The organism is Microvirga aerilata (genome assembly GCF_016743775.1).
Classification (GTDB): Bacteria; Pseudomonadota; Alphaproteobacteria; order Rhizobiales; family Beijerinckiaceae; genus Microvirga; species Microvirga aerilata.
Window position 1 is genome coordinate 137,088 of the sequence record NZ_JAEQMY010000004.1, and the last position, 19,992, is coordinate 157,079.

At 61.6% G+C, this 19,992-nt stretch carries 20 protein-coding genes; 18 read left to right on the plus strand and 2 right to left on the minus strand.

Going from position 1 to position 19,992, the window contains the following annotated elements:
- Window positions 1-65: 65 nt before the first annotated feature.
- The 12 genes from JKG68_RS04525 (at window position 66) to JKG68_RS04580 (ending at window position 9,519) form a co-directional block, all read left to right on the plus strand.
- Window positions 66-1,154 (plus strand): ABC transporter ATP-binding protein, encoded by a 1,089-nt coding sequence (locus tag JKG68_RS04525; protein WP_202056242.1) that lies wholly within the window; start codon window positions 66-68, stop codon window positions 1,152-1,154.
- Between the two features lie 10 nt (window positions 1,155-1,164).
- Window positions 1,165-2,265, plus strand: coding sequence for an ABC transporter ATP-binding protein (locus JKG68_RS04530; RefSeq protein WP_202056243.1), 1,101 nt, complete (start codon window positions 1,165-1,167; stop codon window positions 2,263-2,265).
- On the plus strand, window positions 2,262-3,158 hold the full coding sequence (locus JKG68_RS04535) for a carbohydrate ABC transporter permease (RefSeq protein ID WP_202056244.1): 897 nt from the start codon (window positions 2,262-2,264) through the stop codon (window positions 3,156-3,158). The genes JKG68_RS04530 and JKG68_RS04535 overlap by 4 nt, the downstream gene beginning before the upstream one ends.
- A gap of 104 nt (window positions 3,159-3,262) precedes the next feature.
- The gene (locus tag JKG68_RS04540) at window positions 3,263-4,039 is read left to right on the plus strand and encodes a carbohydrate ABC transporter permease (protein ID WP_202056355.1); all 777 of its coding nucleotides are present in this window, start codon (window positions 3,263-3,265) and stop codon (window positions 4,037-4,039) included.
- Between the two features lie 10 nt (window positions 4,040-4,049).
- Window positions 4,050-4,331: a DUF2160 domain-containing protein gene (locus tag JKG68_RS04545; RefSeq protein WP_202056245.1), complete on the plus strand. Its 282-nt coding sequence runs from the start codon at window positions 4,050-4,052 to the stop codon at window positions 4,329-4,331.
- Window positions 4,332-4,485: 154 nt separating this feature from the next.
- Window positions 4,486-6,189 (plus strand): ABC transporter substrate-binding protein, encoded by a 1,704-nt coding sequence (locus JKG68_RS04550; RefSeq protein ID WP_376773112.1) that lies wholly within the window; start codon window positions 4,486-4,488, stop codon window positions 6,187-6,189.
- 523 nt (window positions 6,190-6,712) lie between these two features.
- Complete coding sequence (locus JKG68_RS04555) at window positions 6,713-6,922, plus strand: cold-shock protein (RefSeq protein WP_202056248.1); 210 nt, start codon at window positions 6,713-6,715, stop codon at window positions 6,920-6,922.
- Between the two features lie 143 nt (window positions 6,923-7,065).
- Window positions 7,066-7,227 (plus strand): hypothetical protein, encoded by a 162-nt coding sequence (locus tag JKG68_RS04560; RefSeq protein WP_202056250.1) that lies wholly within the window; start codon window positions 7,066-7,068, stop codon window positions 7,225-7,227.
- A 45-nt stretch (window positions 7,228-7,272) separates the two neighbouring features.
- Complete coding sequence (locus tag JKG68_RS04565) at window positions 7,273-7,641, plus strand: DUF6481 family protein (RefSeq protein ID WP_202056253.1); 369 nt, start codon at window positions 7,273-7,275, stop codon at window positions 7,639-7,641.
- Window positions 7,642-7,694: 53 nt separating this feature from the next.
- Window positions 7,695-7,889 (plus strand): hypothetical protein, encoded by a 195-nt coding sequence (locus JKG68_RS04570; RefSeq protein ID WP_202056256.1) that lies wholly within the window; start codon window positions 7,695-7,697, stop codon window positions 7,887-7,889.
- Window positions 7,890-7,973: 84 nt separating this feature from the next.
- Window positions 7,974-8,273, plus strand: coding sequence for a 30S ribosomal protein S21 (gene rpsU, locus JKG68_RS04575; RefSeq protein ID WP_202056258.1), 300 nt, complete (start codon window positions 7,974-7,976; stop codon window positions 8,271-8,273).
- Window positions 8,274-8,508: 235 nt separating this feature from the next.
- Window positions 8,509-9,519 (plus strand): zinc-binding alcohol dehydrogenase family protein, encoded by a 1,011-nt coding sequence (locus JKG68_RS04580; protein WP_202056260.1) that lies wholly within the window; start codon window positions 8,509-8,511, stop codon window positions 9,517-9,519.
- Window positions 9,520-9,552: 33 nt separating this feature from the next.
- Here the strand turns inward: JKG68_RS04580 and JKG68_RS04585 are convergent, their stop codons facing one another.
- On the minus strand, window positions 9,553-11,847 hold the full coding sequence (locus tag JKG68_RS04585) for a bifunctional diguanylate cyclase/phosphodiesterase (RefSeq protein ID WP_202056268.1): 2,295 nt from the start codon (window positions 11,845-11,847) through the stop codon (window positions 9,553-9,555).
- Between the two features lie 294 nt (window positions 11,848-12,141).
- Between JKG68_RS04585 and JKG68_RS04590 the strand changes: the two genes are divergently transcribed.
- The 6 genes from JKG68_RS04590 to JKG68_RS04615 all read left to right on the plus strand — a co-directional run bounded on the left by JKG68_RS04590 (window position 12,142) and on the right by JKG68_RS04615 (window position 18,818).
- On the plus strand, window positions 12,142-13,635 hold the full coding sequence (locus JKG68_RS04590) for a tetratricopeptide repeat protein (RefSeq protein ID WP_202056271.1): 1,494 nt from the start codon (window positions 12,142-12,144) through the stop codon (window positions 13,633-13,635).
- Window positions 13,636-13,819: 184 nt separating this feature from the next.
- Complete coding sequence (locus tag JKG68_RS04595; RefSeq protein ID WP_202056272.1) at window positions 13,820-14,887, plus strand: DUF2279 domain-containing protein; 1,068 nt, start codon at window positions 13,820-13,822, stop codon at window positions 14,885-14,887.
- Between the two features lie 35 nt (window positions 14,888-14,922).
- Entirely contained in the window at window positions 14,923-15,453 is a 531-nt protein-coding gene (locus JKG68_RS04600) for a hypothetical protein (protein ID WP_202056275.1), read from the plus strand.
- 271 nt (window positions 15,454-15,724) lie between these two features.
- Window positions 15,725-16,720 carry a tripartite tricarboxylate transporter substrate binding protein gene (locus JKG68_RS04605; RefSeq protein ID WP_202056278.1) on the plus strand — a complete coding sequence of 332 codons (996 nt, stop codon included), beginning with the start codon at window positions 15,725-15,727 and terminating at the stop codon, window positions 16,718-16,720.
- 95 nt (window positions 16,721-16,815) lie between these two features.
- Window positions 16,816-17,313 carry a tripartite tricarboxylate transporter TctB family protein gene (locus JKG68_RS04610; protein WP_202056279.1) on the plus strand — a complete coding sequence of 166 codons (498 nt, stop codon included), beginning with the start codon at window positions 16,816-16,818 and terminating at the stop codon, window positions 17,311-17,313.
- Window positions 17,314-17,363: 50 nt separating this feature from the next.
- Complete coding sequence (locus JKG68_RS04615; RefSeq protein WP_376773113.1) at window positions 17,364-18,818, plus strand: tripartite tricarboxylate transporter permease; 1,455 nt, start codon at window positions 17,364-17,366, stop codon at window positions 18,816-18,818.
- A gap of 111 nt (window positions 18,819-18,929) precedes the next feature.
- Here JKG68_RS04615 and JKG68_RS04620 read toward each other — a convergent pair whose 3' ends face one another.
- A complete protein-coding gene (locus JKG68_RS04620; RefSeq protein ID WP_202056280.1) occupies window positions 18,930-19,637 on the minus strand; it encodes a CYTH domain-containing protein in 708 nt (235 codons plus the stop codon).
- Window positions 19,638-19,992 lie beyond the last annotated feature (355 nt).

Genomic DNA, 19,992 nt, shown 5'->3' on the forward strand with positions numbered 1-19,992 from the left:
TTCGGCCGGATCAGGCGCAGTGCCACGCCCCCTGTGAACGCGGCTCAGCATCAAGGACATCGCGGATGACGCTTGCTCTGGAAGGAGTTTCCAAAAAGGTCGGAGCAGCGGTCCATATCGATGACATCCACATGACCCTTGAGCGCGGCTCCCTCAACGTGCTGCTTGGGGCGACCCTGGCCGGCAAGACCTCGCTCATGCGCCTCATGGCCGGTCTCGACGTTCCCACGAGCGGCCGCGTTCTGGTCGACGGCAAGGATGTGACGGGCTGGCCCGTGCAGCGCCGCAGCGTCGCCATGGTCTACCAGCAGTTCATCAACTACCCGTCCCTGACGGTTTACGAGAACATCGCCTCGCCTCTGCGCGTCGCCGGCCTGCCGGGATCTGAAATCGACGCCCGCGTCCGCGATGCCGCCAAGCTGCTGAAGCTGGAGCCTTATCTCGACCGCAAGCCGCTGAACCTTTCCGGTGGCCAGCAGCAGCGCACCGCCATCGCGCGAGCGCTGGTCAAGCGCGCGGACCTCGTGCTGCTCGACGAGCCCCTGGCCAATCTCGACTATAAGCTGCGCGAGGAGCTTCGCGAGGAACTGCCGCGGGTCTTCTCGGCATCGGGCGCCATCTTCGTCTATGCAACGACTGAACCGTCGGAGGCTCTTCTTCTCGGCGGCAACACCGCCACCCTTTTCGAGGGCCGCCTCACCCAATTCGGGCCAACGCCCCGCGTGTACAGGCAACCCCAGGATCTCACCACCGCACGGGTCTTTTCCGATCCGCCGCTCAACACCATGACGATCCACAAGACGGGGGACGCCGTAACTTTGGGCGCGGGCGAGCGAATTCCGGCGACAGGAGCCCTCGTGGCTGTTGCCGACGGCGAATATACGGTCGGCTTCCGGGCGCATCATCTGAGCCTGGAACCGATGGGCCCCGAAGGGATCGCCCTTCCGGCAACCGTATCGGTTGCCGAAATCACAGGATCGGAGAGCTATGTGCACCTGGATGCGGGCGAGCACCGTTTCGTGGCCCTCGTGCCGGGAGTGAGGCGCCTGGAGCCGAAGTCCTCCGTCACGGCTTATATCGACCCGCGGCACCTCTTCCTGTTCGATGCAGCCGGTCGCCTTGCCGGCGCAGACCCTGCGCAGAAAGCGGCTTGAGGAGAGCCCTGTGGCACGCATCACCCTCGATCATCTCGCCCATGCCTACAGATCCGATCCCCGGAGGCCGGAGGACTACGCCCTCAAGGAGGTCAACCATGTGTGGAGCCAGGGAGGCGCCTATGCCCTCTTGGGCCCTTCAGGCTGCGGCAAGACCACCCTTCTCAACATCATCTCCGGTCTGGTGCGCCCGACGCGCGGAAGAGTTTTGTTCGACGAAGTCGACGTGACGGATCTGCCGACGGAAGCGCGCAACATTGCGCAGGTGTTCCAATTTCCCGTGGTCTACGACACCATGACCGTGCGCGAGAACCTGGCCTTCCCGCTCAAGAACCGGCGCGTAGCCGGCGAAACGACGGCACGGCGGGTGGAGGAGATCGCCCGGCTGCTCGATTTGACCCGCGTGCTCGACCGCAGGGCCAGCAACCTGACCGCCGACATGAAGCAGAAGATCTCGCTCGGACGCGGCCTCGTGCGCCCGGATGTGGCGGCAATCCTGTTCGACGAGCCGCTTACGGTGATCGATCCGCACCTGAAATGGCAGCTGCGGTCCACCCTGAAGGAGATCCACCACGCCCTCGACATCACCATGATCTACGTGACCCACGATCAGACCGAGGCGCTCACCTTCGCCGACAAGGTCGTGGTCATGCATGATGGCGCCGTGGTTCAGACGGGAACGCCCGAGGAGCTGTTCGAGCGTCCGGCCCACACCTTCGTGGGTCATTTCATCGGCTCGCCGGGAATGAACATCCTGCCCTGCCGGGTCGAGGGAACCACGGCCTTCGTCGGAAGCACGACCATATCCCTGCAGCGGGCCTATCGGACCCTGTCGGATTCCGACCGCGTCGAACTCGGCATTCGCCCCGAATTCGTGCGTCTGCAGCCGAAGGGAGCAGGACTGCCCGTGCAGGTGAGACGCATCGACGACATCGGCCGCGCCCGCATCGCGCGCGTCGAGATGAACGGACGTCCTCTTGCCGCGAGCGTGCCGGACGGCATCTTCATCGATGGTGATGAAGCTGCGCTCGCCATCGATCCGCGCCACGTACACATCTATGCGGATGGACACCTGGTTCCGGGCGAAGCTACGGGAGGGCATGGCGCGTGACAAAGACGGTCAACAACAGGGCCTGGTTCTTCGTCCTGCCGGTTTTCGCCATCGTGGCGTTCTCGGCGGTTCTGCCGCTGATGACCGTCGTGAACTATTCGGTGCAGGATACCTTCGGCAACAACCAGTTCTTCTGGAACGGCATCGCCTGGTTCCAGGAATTGCTCGACCCGTCGAGCCAGCTCGGCGAACAGTTCCTGTCGTCGCTGATGCGCACGCTCCTGTTCTCGTTCATCATTCTTCTGATCGAGGTGCCGCTCGGCATCGCGGTGGCTCTGGCCATGCCGCGCGAGGGCTGGACGGTGGCGCTCTGCCTCGTGCTCATGGCGCTGCCGCTGCTTATTCCGTGGAATGTGGTCGGCACCATCTGGCAGGTTTTCGCCCGCGGCGACATCGGCCTCCTCGGCTGGATCGTCAACCACCTCGGCATCGACTACAACTACACGGGCGATCCCATCGATGCCTGGATCACGATCATCGTCATGGATGTGTGGCACTGGACGAGCCTCGTGGCGCTCCTGTGCTATGCGGGCCTCAAGTCGATACCGGACGCCTATTATCAGGCAGCCCGCATCGACGGCGCCTCGCGCTGGGCGGTCTTCCGCACGATTCAGCTGCCGAAGATGCGGCGCGTGCTGCTGATTGCCGTGCTCCTGCGTTTCATGGATTCGTTCATGATCTATACGGAGCCCTTCGTGCTCACCGGCGGAGGACCCGGCAATGCGACAACGTTCCTGTCCATCGATCTGGTGAAGCTCGCCCTCGGCCAGTTCGATCTCGGCAAGGCGGCTGCCATGTCGCTGGTCTACAATCTCATCATTCTTGCCATCTGCTGGGTCTTCTACACGGTCATGACCAATGTGGATGCGCAGCGCGACAGGGTCGAAGCATGAGCGGAACCATAGCCGTCAGCCCATCCAATGTAAAACCTGCCGCAGCACCCCTTGCGGCAAACCGCGCCCTCTCCGGCCCTCGCGTGAGCGGCCGCGTCGTGGTGATGACCCTCTACCTGCTGTTCCTCATGCTGCCGATCTACTGGCTCGTGAACATGAGCCTGAAGACCAACATGGAGATTACGTCCGGCCTCACCCTGTGGCCGCGGGAGATCACCTTCGACAATTATGTCAAGATCTTCACGGATCCGAGCTGGTATTCGGGCTACATCAACTCGCTCACCTACGTTGTCATCAACACGGTGCTGTCGATCGCCTTCGCGCTGCCAGCGGCTTATGCCTTCTCGCGCTATCAGTTCCTCGGCGACAAGCACCTGTTCTTCTGGCTGCTCACCAACCGCATGGCCCCGCCGGCGGTGTTCGCGCTGCCCTTCTTCAACCTTTACTCGGCCATCGGCCTCTTCGACACGCCCTGGGCCGTGGCGCTGGCGCATTGCCTCTTCAACGTGCCCCTTGCGGTCTGGATCCTAGAGGGCTTCATGTCGGGGGTGCCGCGGGAGATCGACGAGACGGCCGCCATCGACGGCTATTCCTTTCCACGCTTCTTCGTGAAGATCTTCATGCCGCTGATCGCCTCCGGCGTCGGTGTTGCGGCCTTCTTCTGCTTCATGTTCTCCTGGGTCGAGTTGCTGCTCGCGCGCACGCTCACCTCCGTTACTGCAAAGCCCATCGCCGCTACCATGACCCGCACGGTCTCGGCCTCCGGCATGGATTGGGGCCTGCTTGCCGCTGCAGGGGTCCTGACCATTCTGCCCGGCGCGCTCGTGATCTGGTTCGTCCGCAACTATATCGCCAAGGGCTTTGCCCTGGGGCGCGTCTGAGGGGATTCGCATGCCTGATTTCGCCTGGATGGCATGGACATGGCAGACGGGGCTTTTCTTTGCCCTGATCGCGAGCCTGCTCCTGCTGATGACGCTATTGGCAGCCTATCGTCCTGAGACGGAGCGTGTCGGGATCCTGCGCATTCCGACCACGCGCGGCGACCGCCTCTTCATCTCGCTTCTCGGCGCGGCTTTCATCCATCTCGCCTGGCTCGGACTCGTGGGTCCGGATCTGTGGTGGGCCTCCGGCCTGTCCCTCGTCTACGCGGCGGCGGTGTTCCGCTTCGTTTAGGAGGGCATGGCTCAACAATGCTCTTCGGTTAGCCCGAACCGGAGGGAACAAGACCAGCAAACAAGCCGGCAAGGGCGCAAACTGGGAGGAAATAATGAAACTCACACAATCTCACCGGCGCCTGAAACTGTTCGTCTCAACGAGCGTCCTCGCCATGGCGCTTGGAACCGGCGCAGCATTCGCCGGCATGGAGGAAGCTCGCCGCTGGATCGACAGCGAATTCCAGCCCTCCACGCTCTCCAAGGAGGAGCAGCTGAAGGAGATGGAATGGTTCGTGAATGCGGCCAAGCCCTTCGCCGGCCAGGAGATCAACGTGGTCTCCGAGACGATTACGACCCATGAATACGAGGCAAGGACCCTTGCCAAGGCGTTCTCGGAAATCACCGGCATCAAGCTCACCCACGACCTGATCCAGGAAGGCGACGTGGTGGAGAAGATCCAGACGCAGATGCAGTCGGGCCGCAACATCTACGATGCCTGGGTCAACGACTCCGATCTGATCGGCACCCACTTCCGCTACAAGCAGGCGGTGGCCCTCGACGACTGGATGGCGGGCGAAGGCAAGGACGTCACCTCGCCGACGCTGGACATCAACGACTTCATCGGCAAGTCCTTCACGACCGCGCCGGACGGCAAGATGTACCAGTTGCCGGACCAGCAATTCGCGAACGTGTACTGGTTCCGCTATGACTGGTTCCAGCGTCCGGACATCAAGGAGAAGTTCAAGGCCAAGTACGGCTACGATCTCGGCGTGCCGGTGAACTGGTCGGCCTATGAGGACATCGCCGAGTTCTTCACCAACGACGTGAAGGAGATCGACGGCGTCAAGGTCTACGGCCACATGGACTACGGCAAGAAGGATCCGTCGCTCGGCTGGCGCTTCACCGATGCTTGGCTTTCCATGGCCGGCAATGGCGACAAGGGCATCCCCAACGGCCTGCCCGTCGACGAATGGGGCATCCGCATGGAAGGCTGTCGCCCGGTGGGCTCCTCGGTCGAGCGCGGCGGCGACACCAACGGCCCGGCGGCCGTCTACGCCATTACCAAATATCTCGAGTGGCTGAAGAAGTATTCTCCGCCGCAGGCTGCCGGCATGACCTTCTCCGAGTCAGGACCCGTTCCTGCCCAGGGCAATATCGCCCAGCAGATGTTCTGGTACACGGCGTTCACCGCCGACATGGTGAAGCCCGGCCTTCCCGTGATGAACCAGGACAACACCCCGAAATGGCGCATGGCCCCCTCGCCTCACGGCGCCTACTGGAAGGAGGGCATGAAGCTCGGCTACCAGGATGCGGGATCGTGGACGCTGCTCAAGTCCACCCCGGTCGAGCGCCGCAAGGCCGCTTGGCTTTACGCCCAGTTCGTGACGTCCAAGACGGTCTCCCTGAAGAAGAGCCATGTGGGTCTCACCTTCATCCGCGAGAGCGATATCTGGCACAAGTCGATGACGGACCGGGCACCGCAGCTCGGCGGCCTCGTGGAGTTCTACCGTTCGCCGGCCCGCGTGCAGTGGACGCCGACCGGCAACAACATCCCGGACTACCCGAAGCTCGCGCAGCTCTGGTGGCAGAACATCGGCGATGCGGCCTCCGGCTCCAAGACACCGCAGCAGGCGATGGACTCGCTCGCAGCCGCCCAGGACGATGTGCTCACCCGTCTCGAGCGCGCAAACGTTCAGGGCGAATGCGGACCGAAGATGAACCCGAAGACCTCCGCCGAGGAGTGGTTCAAGAAGGCCGAAGCCGCAGGCACCATCGCACCTCAGCGCAAGCTGGCGAACGAGAAGCCGAAGGGCGAAACGGTCGACTACGACACCCTCATCAAGAGCTGGCCGGCCAACCCGCCCAAGCGCAGCTGATCACTCCAGCCCCGCCCCTCCGGGCGGGGCTTTTCTCGAACGAGGCCTTAAGCTCGGCAGGTCTCTGCCTGCTATGACAAGCCGCTCGGGCAGAACCCATTCCTAACCTCCAACAGGGATGTGAGCAGCAGTCCCCTGTGGCCATGAAGATTGAAGATGAACAAAAAATCAGGCGCCGTTCTGCTGGATGCCCCTGCCGAAATCCTTTTATTCCAGGGGCGTCATCGCTAGCTCACTCCCTGTTATCTCAAAGAAAAAGCCGATTTTTCCTCGCCATAGCTTTTGCAAGAACAAGCACAAAACTCTTGTGCATCGGTCAAATCATCTGAGCTACTTGCAAATCTGAGGAACCTGCCTATATGTCTTATATCGACATTTGGCCGGACAATCGGGCTGTTTCGCCTTGGCATGCCAGGCGCACGTTCAGACACTTCTCCCAAACATCGACGAACCCGAGCGTAAGGGCGTGCTTCGGCATGTCCTGCTGCTCACGTGCACTAACGTATAGCCTAAGGATATTCCCATGATTACGGGCACCGTAAAATTCTACAACGACCAAAAGGGCTTCGGCTTCATCCAGCCTGACGACGGCAGCAAGGACGTGTTCGTCCACGCAACGGCCCTGGAGCGCGCCGGCCTCCGTGGTCTCGTCGAGGGTCAGAAGGTCTCCTTCGATACCGCTGAAGACCGCCGCTCCGGCAAGGTCGCCGTCAACAACATCCAGACGGCCTAATGATGAACGGCGCAGATTTTTGCGCTGAACACGAAGCCGCTCCCTATGGGAGCGGCTTTTCTTTTCTAGCGACTTGTCTTGGTGATTGAACCTGTGAGGACCCAATGAGCATGTTCCGAAAGGCCTCTCCTGCAAAGTCAGTGATGTTTGCAGTAAACTACGACAACGCCCGCACGGCCTATCTTTGGGTCGACAATCCCGCGAAGGCGGCCGACGCACGGGCTGTCGGCCTGATCGCACGAACCCAGCAGGAGCAAGGTGTCCTGCCAGAGGGCAATATCGTCAGCGTCAAGCGTGTCCGTTGAGCAGACAATCCGCTTGAGAGGCTGACAGAAGGATTTGATGAGCGCATGAAAGACAAAGATTTTAGTGACCGGTTGAGTGCTGCCAAGAATGCAAAGCAGGCGATGACGGCCAAGTTTCTCCAGCGGCCCGGGTCCGACGATCCGGCTGTTGTCGAGAAAAGACTGGCACGGGAAGCTGTGAGCGCGGCACGGGCCGTTCGCACGGCCGAGCGCGATGCTCATGCGGCCGCGGCCGCAGCCGAGGCAGTGGCTCAAAAGGAGCGGGCAACCGCCCAGGCTGCTGCAGCCGCCGCAGAGGCGGCCGCTCAGCAAGAGCGTGAAGCCGCCGAGAACGAAGCGAACAAGGCTCAGCTCGAATTGGAGCAGAAGGCCGCCCGCGATGCTCGCTACGCGGCTCGCAAGGCGCGGAAGTAGTCCCTTCATACAGGGCTGCATCAAGATGCATGCAGCATCCAAGGAGATTGACGATGTCTCACAAATTCAAAGTTCGGCAGATGGTCCGGCTGCAGCAGCCGGGCTTTTCCGATACGCGAGCCGGTGCTGCGAGCGTCTATGAGGTCGTGCGGCTGATGCCGGCCGATCAGACCGGGGAGCTCTTCTACCGGATCAAGTCCGGCGTGGTCGAAAGGGCGGTTCGTGAGAGCGAAATCCGCGGCACCTAACGCTCGTTGAAATGACGCTTTCGTCGCCTGTCGCGGAACGCGTTCTGCGATAGTTCATTCACCTCTATCGGGAGGGAATATCCTTTGCAGGTATTTGTCAGAGACAACAACGTTGATCAGGCGCTCAGAGCGCTCAAGAAGAAGATGCAGCGGGAGGGGATCTTCCGCGAGATGAAAGCCAGAAAGGCTTACGAGAAGCCGTCGGAACGCAAGACGCGCGAGAAGGCGGAAGCCGTTCGCCGGTCCCGGAAAGCTGCCCGCAAGCAAGCCATCCGCGAAGGATTGATTGCAGCGCCGAAACGTCCCGCTCGCGACGCAAGAGGTCCGGCCCGTGGCGGCCGCCCGGGCGGCCCCGCACCGACCGCTCCTGCTGCGGCGGAATAGAACCATCCCCAGGGCTCGGGCAAACGCTTCTGCGATAAGCCCGAGCCCTGCTGTTCGAGCATCAAATCTCCAGCCTCTCTCGGACTGCAACTGACACCCGGGCGAACTCCTTGCTGTCGGGATGTCCTCACTGCGCGCGGTCAAACCAGAGGCAGTCCTCATCGAATTTGGACTTTTGCGTCTTCGCACTACACTCCACGAGGCGAACCGGCACACTTGGCCGGAGGAGACGGTCATGAAAGCGCTTCGATGCGACGAGCCTGGAAAGCTCAGCATTATCCAGCAGGATATTCCAAAGGTTGGCCCCGGTGAGATCCTGGTGCGAATTCGGCGGGTCGGGATTTGCGGAACCGACTATCACATCTTCCATGGCAATCAGCCCTATCTCGAGTACCCGCGGGTGATTGGCCATGAGCTTGCCGGCGAAGTCGCCGAGGCGCCGGCCGGCAGCTCCTTGAAGATTGGCCAAATCGTCTGCATCGAGCCCTATCTTTACTGCGGCACGTGTCGTGCCTGCCGCCTCGGCAAGACAAACTGCTGTCAGAACCTGCAGGTGCTGGGGGTTCACCGCGATGGCGGAGCCTGTGAATACATCGCGGTTCCGGAACGCAATGTCGTACCAGCAACAGGCTTGGGCCTGGACGAGGCGGCGATGGTCGAGTTCCTGGCCATCGGGGCCCATGGCGTGCAACGCTCCGGCATGGGACCGGCGAGCCGCGTCGCCGTCGTCGGGGCCGGACCGATCGGGATCGCCGCCGCGATCTTTGCGAAGACACGAGGAGCCGAAGTATCGGTTCTCGACATGAATACCCGACGACTCGCCTTCTGCCAGGATGAGATCGGGGTCGACCATGCATTCGAGGTTTCGCCCGACATCGACGACCGCCTCAAAGCCGCAACCGAAGGCGACTTCTTCGATGTCGTCCTCGATGCAACGGGAAGTCCCAAGGCAATGATGAAGGGCTTCTCCTATGTCGGTCATGGCGGCACCTATGTGCTCCTGTCGATCGTGCGCGCCGACATCACCTTCAGCGACCCGGAGTTCCACAAGCGTGAGACGTCGCTGCTGGGCAGCCGCAATGCTACGCGGCATGACTTCGAAACGGTGCTCGATGCGATGCGCAACGGCAGAGTGCCTGTTGCAGGGCTTGCCAGCCATCGCGGCGGCTTCGATGAGGCTCCTGGCCTTGTCCCCCAGTGGTCGACGTCGGAGGCGGGGGTAATCAAGGCGCTGGTCGAGCTTTAGCCAGGTTGGATGACCAGGGCGAAGCGGGCGAGTTCAGGCGACCGCCCGTGTCGGGAGCTGTTCCCCACGCCTGTTCTGCTGAGCCTTTTGAGAATCCGCGATGAAGGCCGCAATGGCCTCGCGGGGCATGGGCTTTGCAATGAAATAGCCCTGCGCCTGCGAGGCGCCGGCTGAGCGCAAGGCGTTGAGCTGCTCCTGCGTTTCGACGCCTTCGGCCGTCGTGCTCATCCTTAGATCGTTCGCGAGACCGATCGTTGCTTTGATGATCGCGCGGCTGTCCGGGGATTCCATCATTCCGCGCACGAACGACTGATCGATCTTGATCTTGTCGAAGGGAAAGCTGCTGAGATAGCTCATCGATGCGTAGCCGGTCCCGAAGTCGTCGAGCGAGATAGAAACCCCCAGACCTTTGAGCCGCTTGAGGGTCGCGGTTGCCTCCTCCGTGAGCTTGACGGATTCCGTGACCTCCAGAACCAGGCGATGAGCCGGCATGCCGGACATATCCAGAGCCTTCTTGACGCTGGCGAACACGTCCCGACGCTTGAACTGCACCGGGGAGAGATTGACCGCAACAGACAATGGCAGGTCCCAGGTCATGGCCGTCGAGCAGGCTTCCTCGAGAATCCAATCGCCGATGGGGCCGATGAGCCCCGACTCCTCGGCCGTCGGAATGAACTGGAGAGGTGAGATCATGCCTTTCGCCGGATGCTTCCATCGCACCAGCGCCTCACAGCCCCACATCCGATTTGTCGCCAGATCGAGAATCGGTTGGTAGAACAACTCGAATTCCCTGTTTTCATGGGCGCTCTTCAGGGCTCCCTCGAGTGCGCGACGTTCGGCCCGGGAATCCTTGATGGACGGGTCGTAGAGCCGATGGCTGCTGTCGGGATCTGATTTTGCCGCATAGAGAGCGATATCGGCCGATCTCATGAGCTCGGTTGGGGTTTTCCCGTCAGATGAAGCGATCGCCACACCGATGGACAGCGCGACGTCGATTTCGGTGTTGGCGGCCGTGCATGGTGTCTTCATGGAGGTCTGAACGGCCGTGATCAGGTCCATGACCGGCTGCCGGCCTCTGGTGGGCCTTTGAATGATGGCGAACTCATCCCCGCCGATGCGCGCGATGAAGTCGCTCTTTCTGAGACGTTCGCGCAGGCGCCGGGCTACGGTTTTGATGATCTCGTCCCCGACCCCATGTCCATGGTTGTCGTTGATGTCCTTGAAGCGGTTGAGATCGAGAAGGTGCAGGGCAAAATCCGTGCCTCCTCTTTGCGAAGCCAGGAATGTACGCCTCAGCTCCTCGGCAAAGAACAGCCTGTTGGGAAGCCTGGTCAGCATATCGTGACGCGACAGGTAGCTCTCGCTGGCTGCCCTCAGAATGCCGGTTCTGACATGCCTCAAGCCCAGCAGGCTGGCCGTGTCGATTGCAATCCCCATGAGATAGGCGACGAACCCGATCAGGCGGGCTTCGAGGCGCTGGCCCGCCATGAGTTCTGCCACGGTTCTGCTGACAGCGATGCCGGCCGGATAATGGGCAAGAGGATGAAGGGCGACCAGTCTCTCCCTTCTGTCGATCCAGCTGGCGTCACGAATAAGCGTCGGGCTGTTCCTCGCGATCATCCGCTGCAGAGGGGTATTGGGCCTCCAAATCCGCCGCCCAAGAGCTCGCTCCGGATCCGGAGCATGAGCAAGAATGATGCCGTCGCGCCGATAAAGCGTGATGCTCAATGAGCGCGTCCTGAGATGATCCTTGTAGATTGTCTCGAAGTGGCTGAGGTCGATCGTGGACACGATGATGCCGAGGAAGTTTCCTTCGGTGTCCTTGATCTTGCGGGCAAGGGAAAGCACCCTTCTGCCCGTCGCCCGGATCTTCATCGGTTCGCTCAGATACAGAACAAGGGACGGATCCGTCGCGAGTGCCTCGTAGTAGGACGTGTCGTTCAGATAAATGGAGCCGGAAACGGGGCGTGGGTTCGAGGTGCCGACGAGCCGCCCCTTGGCATTGATGAGATCGATACGGACGATCTGGGGGAGGATGCAGGAGGCCCCGGCCAAAACCACCTTTGTGGCCTGAGATCCGGCGAACCCGTCGAACTCGTTCGCCTTGAGGCTCGCTTGCGGAATTCGGCCGACCACGTCGCCCAGAACATTCTCGATGGGCTGGAGGATGCCCTCGGTCCGCTCCTGAAGAGCCAGCGCCAGGTTGGCCAAGTCGCCCTCGGCTTTCGCGAGATCGTCGGCATACCCTCGCACGAGGAGGACGACTGCGCCGATGACGGCGGCAATCGCAATAAGGGTGCAGAAGGCAACGATCAGAGAGGCTGACACAACGGACTTCGATTCGGCCTGTAAGCGACGATCCTCTCCACTATCCGCCGAAGGTTGTCGTTATTCCGTTAACTTGAGCAGGAATTAAGTCCAACCGGATAAGATTGATGAGGCTTTTTTCAGCCTCCGCAGAACAACCCATCGACCGGCAAGGTCCAGCAAAGCTAGCTCGTTTAATCCTGGACCCAGTGATTTGGTTTCGTGCGCTGAGCTCATAAGGCCAGTCTCGAATGGGCCTCCAAGCTACAAGCGTCGCAAACCCGCGATGGGCAGAAATGACATGTGGATCCTTACATGACGAACATCCAACTTCCTGACGTCGGCACCACAGAGGCGCTGGTGACCCAGCTGAAGGCGAGCTTGCCGGACTTCGGCCGCATCGTCGACCGGTATGGACATGCGGCTCCAGCCCTCCGTCAGCTTGGTCTGGTTCACTGGGAGAACGGACGTTTCGATGCGGCCGCCAGGGCCTTCACCTCCGCGCTTTCCCTCGCGACCGAGGACCCTGATCTGTGGCGCGATCTGGCTAGCGTCTACAGCGCACTGGATCAGGACGAGCAGGCGTTGGCGGCAATCCGAGTATCCCTGGAGCTCGCCCCGGACAATGCTCAATCCTGGCAGACCCTCGCCAGCGTGGCGGACCGGCTGGACGATGCCGAGACCGCAGAAGGCGCATATCGCCGCGTGATCGACCTGAATCCGAAGGCCGCCGCCGCTCATCTCGGGCTTGGCCTTCTGCTCTTCAGGCGCAAGAGCTACGAAGCAGCCCTGGCTGCCGTGCGGGCATCCGTTGATTTGGACTACGTCAACGGCCTGGCCCATTTCGCCCTCGGCCACCTGTCCTTCATCGCCCTCGACTTCGCAAGCTGCGCGAGAGCATTCGACGAGGCTGCTCGGCTTACATTGCCGCTCGACGCGCCGAGCAGGCAGAAGCGAGCGCGGGCCATCACATTCCAGGCCATGATCGAAGGCCGTGTCCAGGAAGCCCTTCAAGAGTATTCCGGGATCGCAGGAGACGATCGCGAGGATCTCGATGTTATCGCGCGGGACGCCTTTTCGGTTCTCAGCGCCTCAGGTCACCTGGAAGCGGCCGCCGAAATCGGCCGGATGCGTCTAGCCGAGAAGCCCGACGATCCGGTCCGGCGCTATCTCCTCGATGCCGTTGTCGGGCGCACCATGGCGGCTGCTCCCACCGAATATATCGAACAGTATTTCGATCAGTTCGCTCCGCAGTTCGACAGCAAACTGCTTGGGACGCTCCAATACGATGCCCCAAGCCAGATGGCGAAGCTTGTGGCCGGGCACCGGGACCGCTTCAACCGGATGCTCGACCTGGGCTGCGGCACCGGCCTTGCGGCCGAGGAGCTGATGCGATTCGGCTCGACCCTTATCGGGGTCGATCTCTCCTCCGGCATGCTGGCAGAGGCGGCAAAGCGAGGCGGATACGCCGAACTCGTCAAGTCAGAGGCAGTCGCCTATCTTCAAACAACGCAAGACCGCTTCGATCTCATCTTCGCTGCGGATTCGCTGATCTATTTCGGCGACCTCGGACCGCTGCTGCGCGCCGCTGCCGGCGCCATGGTACAAGGGGGGCTGCTCGCCCTGAGCATCGAGGTTGCAGAAGGACAAAGCTTCACGCTGCGACCGTCCGGTCGTTTTGCTCATTCTCTTGAGCACCTCAAGACGGCGGCCACCGACTTCGTTATTCTGGAGTCCGTGGAAAGCCACATCCGGCTTGAGGCAGGTCGCCCGGTGCCCGGACTATACGTCATCCTGGAGAGGCACTGACGAGGCACAAAGCTGCTGATCTGCATATGCCGGCCGGAACTCCTGGAGCGAGCGCTCTTGGGGTTCCGTTTACCCTCGTTTCCTGCTCCCCGGCCCTGGAGCAAGTTATCTGACCCGAAGGGGTTGAGTTCCGCCACGCACCATAGAAAGATGCTGTCAGGGGTTTATGGAAGAGGATCGGCCAATGCGGGTCGTTGCCTTCGTCGCCTGCCTCGTCATCCTGGGCGCCGTCTTGCGCCCTGAGGCATCCCTCGCGCAAACAAGCGGACCACCGGAGTACCGCTCCCTTTATCCAGCGCAAGGGGAGCATGCGCGACCCCATGCGGTCACGGCCGGAACAGCAGCGCCAGCCACGACGGCAGAGCCGACGCCTGTCCCCCCAACCTTCTACTCGGTCAGCCAACTGGGCGATCATCTGCATGCGGTCCGATGGGAGCTGGCCATCGTGGGCGCGGCCATCGTCACCGTCGGCATCATGGACTGGGATTGGGGCAACGGCTCGGGGTTCCAGACCATCGAGGAAGGATGGTTTTCCAAGAACACCCGGCACGGCGGAATGGACAAGATCGGCCATTCGTTCTCAACCTACGTTATCGCCGACCTCCTGACGGACAGGATCCGGGCCAATGCCTCTAATCCAGCAGGTGCCCCGATCACGGCCTCGCTTGTCGCGTTCGGGATCATGGGACTGGTTGAGACCCTGGATGGTTTCACGGGAAGGCACCGCTTCTCGCGCGAGGACATCGTGGCGAACGGCGTCGGTGCGCTCTTCTCAGTCTTCCGGAACTCCATCCCCGGGCTGCGGGAGAAGCTCGACTGGCGGATCATGTACACGCCTGCAAGCTTCGAGCGGCCGGGCGTCACAGGCGAGAACGGCATTCTCCCTCCGTACGAGCGCCAGCGCTACATCATGGCCCTGAAGGGCAGCGGGTTCGAAACGCTCAAGAATACGCCTCTGCGATACGTTGAACTGCACGCCGGCTTCGATGCGCGCGGGTTCGAGGACAAGGAGCGCGAGCTCGGCTACCCGATCGAGCGATCCTTTTATGTCGGGGTGGGGCTGAACCTCAACGAGGTTCTCTTCGGAAGCGGACCCTATCCGAACTTCGCCAGGTACAGAGACACGCTGCCGGGCTGGGCCGCACGGAAGACACTTGAATACGTCCAGGTGCCGTATACGTCCGTCTATCACGAGAACCGCTTCTCGACGGTGCGGCGTGCGAACACGACACCGAGGGAACAGGTGCGGTGAGCGGGCGTTATTGCCGGATCACAGGAAACGCCTGCATGAGCACAGCCGCACTCCGCCCCATCGCAGCCGCCGTCATGTCATGCGCCATTGCCGCACTGACTTGGAGTTCCGTGCAGGCTGCCGAGACCGACTTCCTCGGACGCTTCCGAGGCACTTGGTCCGGCTCCGGCCAGGTTCAGCGCGAAGGCAATTCCCAGCCGCGGCAGGTGACCTGCTCCGTGACCGGAAACCCTTCCGAGAACCGGATCAGCGCCCAGGGCAATTGCCGCGCCGCTCTCATCTTCAGCCGCCCGATCGGGGTTGATCTCGCCTATGATGCCCGCTCCAGCACCTATCGCGGCACCTATACCGGCGCCCGGATCGGTCCCGCTCGTCTCAGCGGCACGCGCAACGGCGACACGGTGAACCTGAGGATCGAATGGCCGCGTCCGGTCAACGGCGACATGCAAGCCTCGATGGTCATCCGCAACGATGGCAGGGGCACACTGCGCATCACGGTCGCGGATAATCTCACTCCCGGCGGCCCGGTCCAGCAGACCTCCGAGATCGTTCTGGCGCGCCAGTAACCGGCGCCACTCGGGCCTGCCGCGAGTCGCAGAGCGTGAGATGAACAGTTCGCGGCGATGAGCCCGGAGTTCGCAAGCTCTCGTCACCATCCTGGCCCATCAAATACCCAGCGATGCTCCTTCAGGGCGGGAGCATGCCGCCAGCATGGACACTTTCGCGACAATTCTGGGCAAACACAGTTGCGCCGAAAAGAAGCCTACGTAGAATACCCTACGGCAAAGCGCCGGGAACAGGCGCAGCCATGGCTGGGGACTAGCCAGGAGGAAATGCATGACTTCATTCACGAGACGCGGTTTTATCGCGTCGGCGTCCACCGTACTTGCAAGCTCGATCGTTGGGGTGAAACCCGGCTTCTCACAGTCGAACTACCCGAGCAGACCGATAACGCTCATCTGTCCATGGGGAGCAGGCGGCGGCACCGATGCAACGGCACGCATCATCGCGCAGGTGATGGAGCAGAAGGTCGGCCAGCCCGTCAATGTGGTGAATCGAACGGGCGGCAACGGCGTGGTTGGGCACACGGCCATTTCAACCGCAGCACCGGACGGCTATACGATCGGTCTGCTCACGGTCGAGATTGCCATGATGCATTGGCAGGGCCTGACGGATCTGACGCCGAAAAGCTACACTCCCCTCTCGCTGATGAACGTTGACGCGCCGGCCATTCAGGTAAAGGCTGACAGTCCCTACAAGAATATCAAGGAACTCGCCGACGCCATCAAGGCGGCGCCTCCCGGCAAGCTGAAAGCGTCGGGAACCGGCCAGGGCGGCATCTGGCACCTGGCCCTCGTAGGATGGCTGCAATCTCTCGGGCTGCAGCCCAATCACGTCGCCTGGGTGCCTTCGAACGGCGCCGCGCCAGGGATGCAGGACCTGGCAGCCGGCGGAATCGACATCGTGCCCTGCTCGCTCCCCGAGGCACGGCCGATGATCGACGCCGGTCGGGCCAAGAGCCTTGCCATCCTGGCGCCGGAAAGGAACCCGCAGTTTCCGAACGTGCCGACGCTCGACGAGCAGATGGGACCCCATAAATCGGTTGGAGTGTGGCGAGGCATCGCCGGCCCCAAGGGCCTTCCGGCAGACGTTCAGGACAAGCTGGTCGCCGTGCTCAAGGAGGTTTATGACTCCAAGGAGTACAAGGACTTCATGAGCAGCCGAGGCTTCGGGACTCAATGGGCCGAAAGAGCCGCATATGGTCAATTCATGGATGAGTCCGATCGGCAGATGGGCGAGGCCATGAAAGCCGCAGGCCTGGCAAAGGCGTAGGCGGACCGAGCCGAAGCGGCTTCTAACCGACCGGGCGCCTTTACCGAAGCGAAGGCGCCCGGGTTCATCCTGTTCATGCCGGAAGAGCCCCGTCCATGCGCCTGTCCGACCGCGTTACCGGTTCATTCGTCGCCACGCTGGGCGCGCTGGCAACCTATGGGGGCTCGCAGCTTCCCCCAGTGCCCGGTCAGGATGTCGGGCCGAGCGTGTTCCCGATGGTGATAGGCGTAGGCCTCATCCTGTGCGGGCTCATGATCGCGTTCGGGATCGGGCACAGCTTCGAAGACGAGGCCGAGGCTGACCTTGCCGCCGTTCAGGGACCGTCACAGGAGGCACAGCCTTCCGAGCCCTTGAGCTACAGGCTTCGTGCCTTGCTGCCGCCCATTCTGCTTTTGTTTTACGTGTACGCCGCAGACCGGATCGGGTTCGTTCCGGTTGCGGCCGTGATGATCTTCATATCGGCCCTGGCCTTCAGCGCCAAGCTGCGCGTGGCCCTTCCGCTCGCTCTACTGGCGCCGATCGTCATCCACCTGATCTTCTACAAGCTTCTGCGCGTCCCACTGCCTCCCGGCCTTCTACCGATGCCCTGGTGATCATGAACGAACTCGTTGAAGCCTTCCGGCTCGTCCTCGCACCCGACGTGATGATCGCGATTCTGCTGTCGTCGATCTACGGCCTCGTCATCGGCTCGTTGCCTGGTTTGTCGGCCACCATGGCAACGGCGCTGCTGGTGCCGGTGACGTTCTATCTCTCTCCCATCGCTGCGGTAGCCTCGATCATCGCGGCGTCCGCCATGGCGATCTTCTCGGGCGATATACCGGGCTGCCTGCTCCGCATTCCCGGAACTCCCGCGTCCGCCGCTTACACGGACGAAGCCTATGCGATGACCCGCAACGGGCAGGCGGAGGTTGCTCTTGGGGCGGGACTTTGGTTCAGCGCACTGGGCGGTGTCGCAGGGACGATTTCGCTCGTGGTCATGGCCCCTATGCTCGCCGAGCTGGCGCTGAACTTCTCGACATACGAGTATTTCTGGCTCGCCTTCCTGGGTTTGATGTGCGCGACGTTGGTGGCGCGGTCGTCCCCGGTAAAAGCAATTGCAAGCATGCTGCTCGGCCTTCTCGTCGCCTGCATCGGGATGGAAAACCCCGGCGGCGTGCCTCGCTTCACATTCGGGGTCGCGGAGCTCCTCGGCGGCATCGAGCCGATCCCGGCCTTGGTCGGCGTCTTTGCCGTGTCGGAGGTTATCCGCGCCATCGTCTCGCCTGAACCACCTCCCCTGCCGTCCCGCAGGTTTGGCAGCATCCTGGCCGGTCAACTCGCCCTCACCCGCAAATACTGGCGGCAGATGACCCGGGGCAATGTCGTTGGCATCATCATCGGCGTTCTGCCGGGAGCGGGCGCAGATATGGCGGCCTGGGTGAGCTATGCCATGTCCAAACGGTTCTCCAAGGAACCGAAGAAGTTCGGTACCGGGCATCCGGAGGGGCTCGTCGAAGCGGGAGCAAGCAACAACGCGAGCCTTGCAAGCGGCTGGGTGCCGGCACTGTTGTTCGGCATACCCGGGGATACGATTACGGCTATCGCCATCGGCGTCCTGTACATGAAGGGGCTCAATCCGGGCCCGACTCTCTTCACGGAGAGAGCCTCGAGCATGTACGCGCTCTACATCATCTTCATTCTCGCCAACATCATCATGATCCCGCTCGGAATCGTCATGATCCGCGCGGCGAGCTCAATCCTGCGGGCTCCTCGTGCGACCATCATGCCGGTGATCCTGGTTTGCTGCGCCGTCGGGGCCTTCGCGACCGGCAACAACCTGTTTGCCATCATCCTCGTCGCGGCTTTCGGCGTGATTGGCTATGTGATGGAAAATAACGGCTTTCCCGTTGCCGCGATGGTGCTTGGCATCGTGATGGGCACAATGGTCGAGCAGAGTTTCGTCACGTCGCTGATCAAATCCGACGGGAGCCTGCTGCCGTTCTTCGAGCGCCCCGTCTCGGCCGTTCTGGCCACGATGACCATCGCGGCCCTGCTGTGGCCGGCCTTCATCTGGTCATGGAAACGCCTTCGGCCACGACCGCAGGAGCAGGCATTGTGAGGGATCCCTCAGGGTTGCACTGACAGATGGGGCCGGCATGCGGAATAGTCCGCATCAAGGCCAGCCCCATCGAATGCCGGGTCGCTCCGCTCAAGCGTCCGTTGCACGAGATTATTGAGCCGACCTCTTCACCGGCCCGCAAAACTCTTCGGCCACCGGTTCCAGGGCTGGCGGAACAGCGCTTTCCTTTGTTGCCTTCAGGAGACCGGACGTCTCGAGCGAACGGCTGAGGGCGACAATAACGTCGTCAGCCGCAGACATGTTGCTGGCTTGAACGGCCTGCTTGGATTGGTCCAGCATATCGAGAACAGCTTCGACCTGCTGGCTCAAGAGCGGCACCTCGGGGTTCGACTGCAGGCCGTTCAGCGCGATGTAGCGCCACTCATACGCATACTCGGCCGTCACCTCAGGCCCAAACCACATTGGGATCTCGAAGGCTTCTGCCTGTTGGGCATCGGCGAACGCGACCGTGATGAGATCGATGCTGCATGGATACACGACCCGGTCGATCTGTATCGTATAGCCGAGATCGCTTTGGGCGGGCACATTGAGGCGGTCGTAGGAGATCTGGCCGATGCAGAGACCGAACAGCGCCTCGGCATGCTCACGCGGGAGCGGAGCCAGGTTCTCCAGCACATCTCCTGCCGGATCGCTCCCGGACAGGACGAAGTGAGCCTGATTAGCCTCAAGCCTGATGAATTGGTCTTTGCCAGGCTGGGACGAGAGATAGCCTTCAACAATCTGACGATCGACACCCAGATCTCTCGAGATCATGCGAGCAAGGCACGGAGCAACAAGGAAGCGGCGGAAACTCTTCATGACAGCACCTGTGGAACAACAGAAACCCAGACCCCAGGGGCATCGTCTGCTCTAAAGCGTTTACAAACGATTAGCGTAATACTTTCCTATGCAGAGCGTATTACGTAGAGGACGCAAGGATAAAAACCCGGATTTGTCCGAGACTTCATGCATATCCCTTATGGAGTCAGGACTTAGAAGCGGCCGATGCCGCAGCCCTCTTCTCCTCAACCTCATATCGCAGGAAACACATTACAGGTTTGCCTCATCGATTGGTGAAATTGCCCATTCGTCTGTGCCGCGCAGCCTCTTGGCACCCGACGCATGGGAGCGCCACCGTGGTCCGAAAGCCTGATGGCTCTCGTGAGGGTCAAGC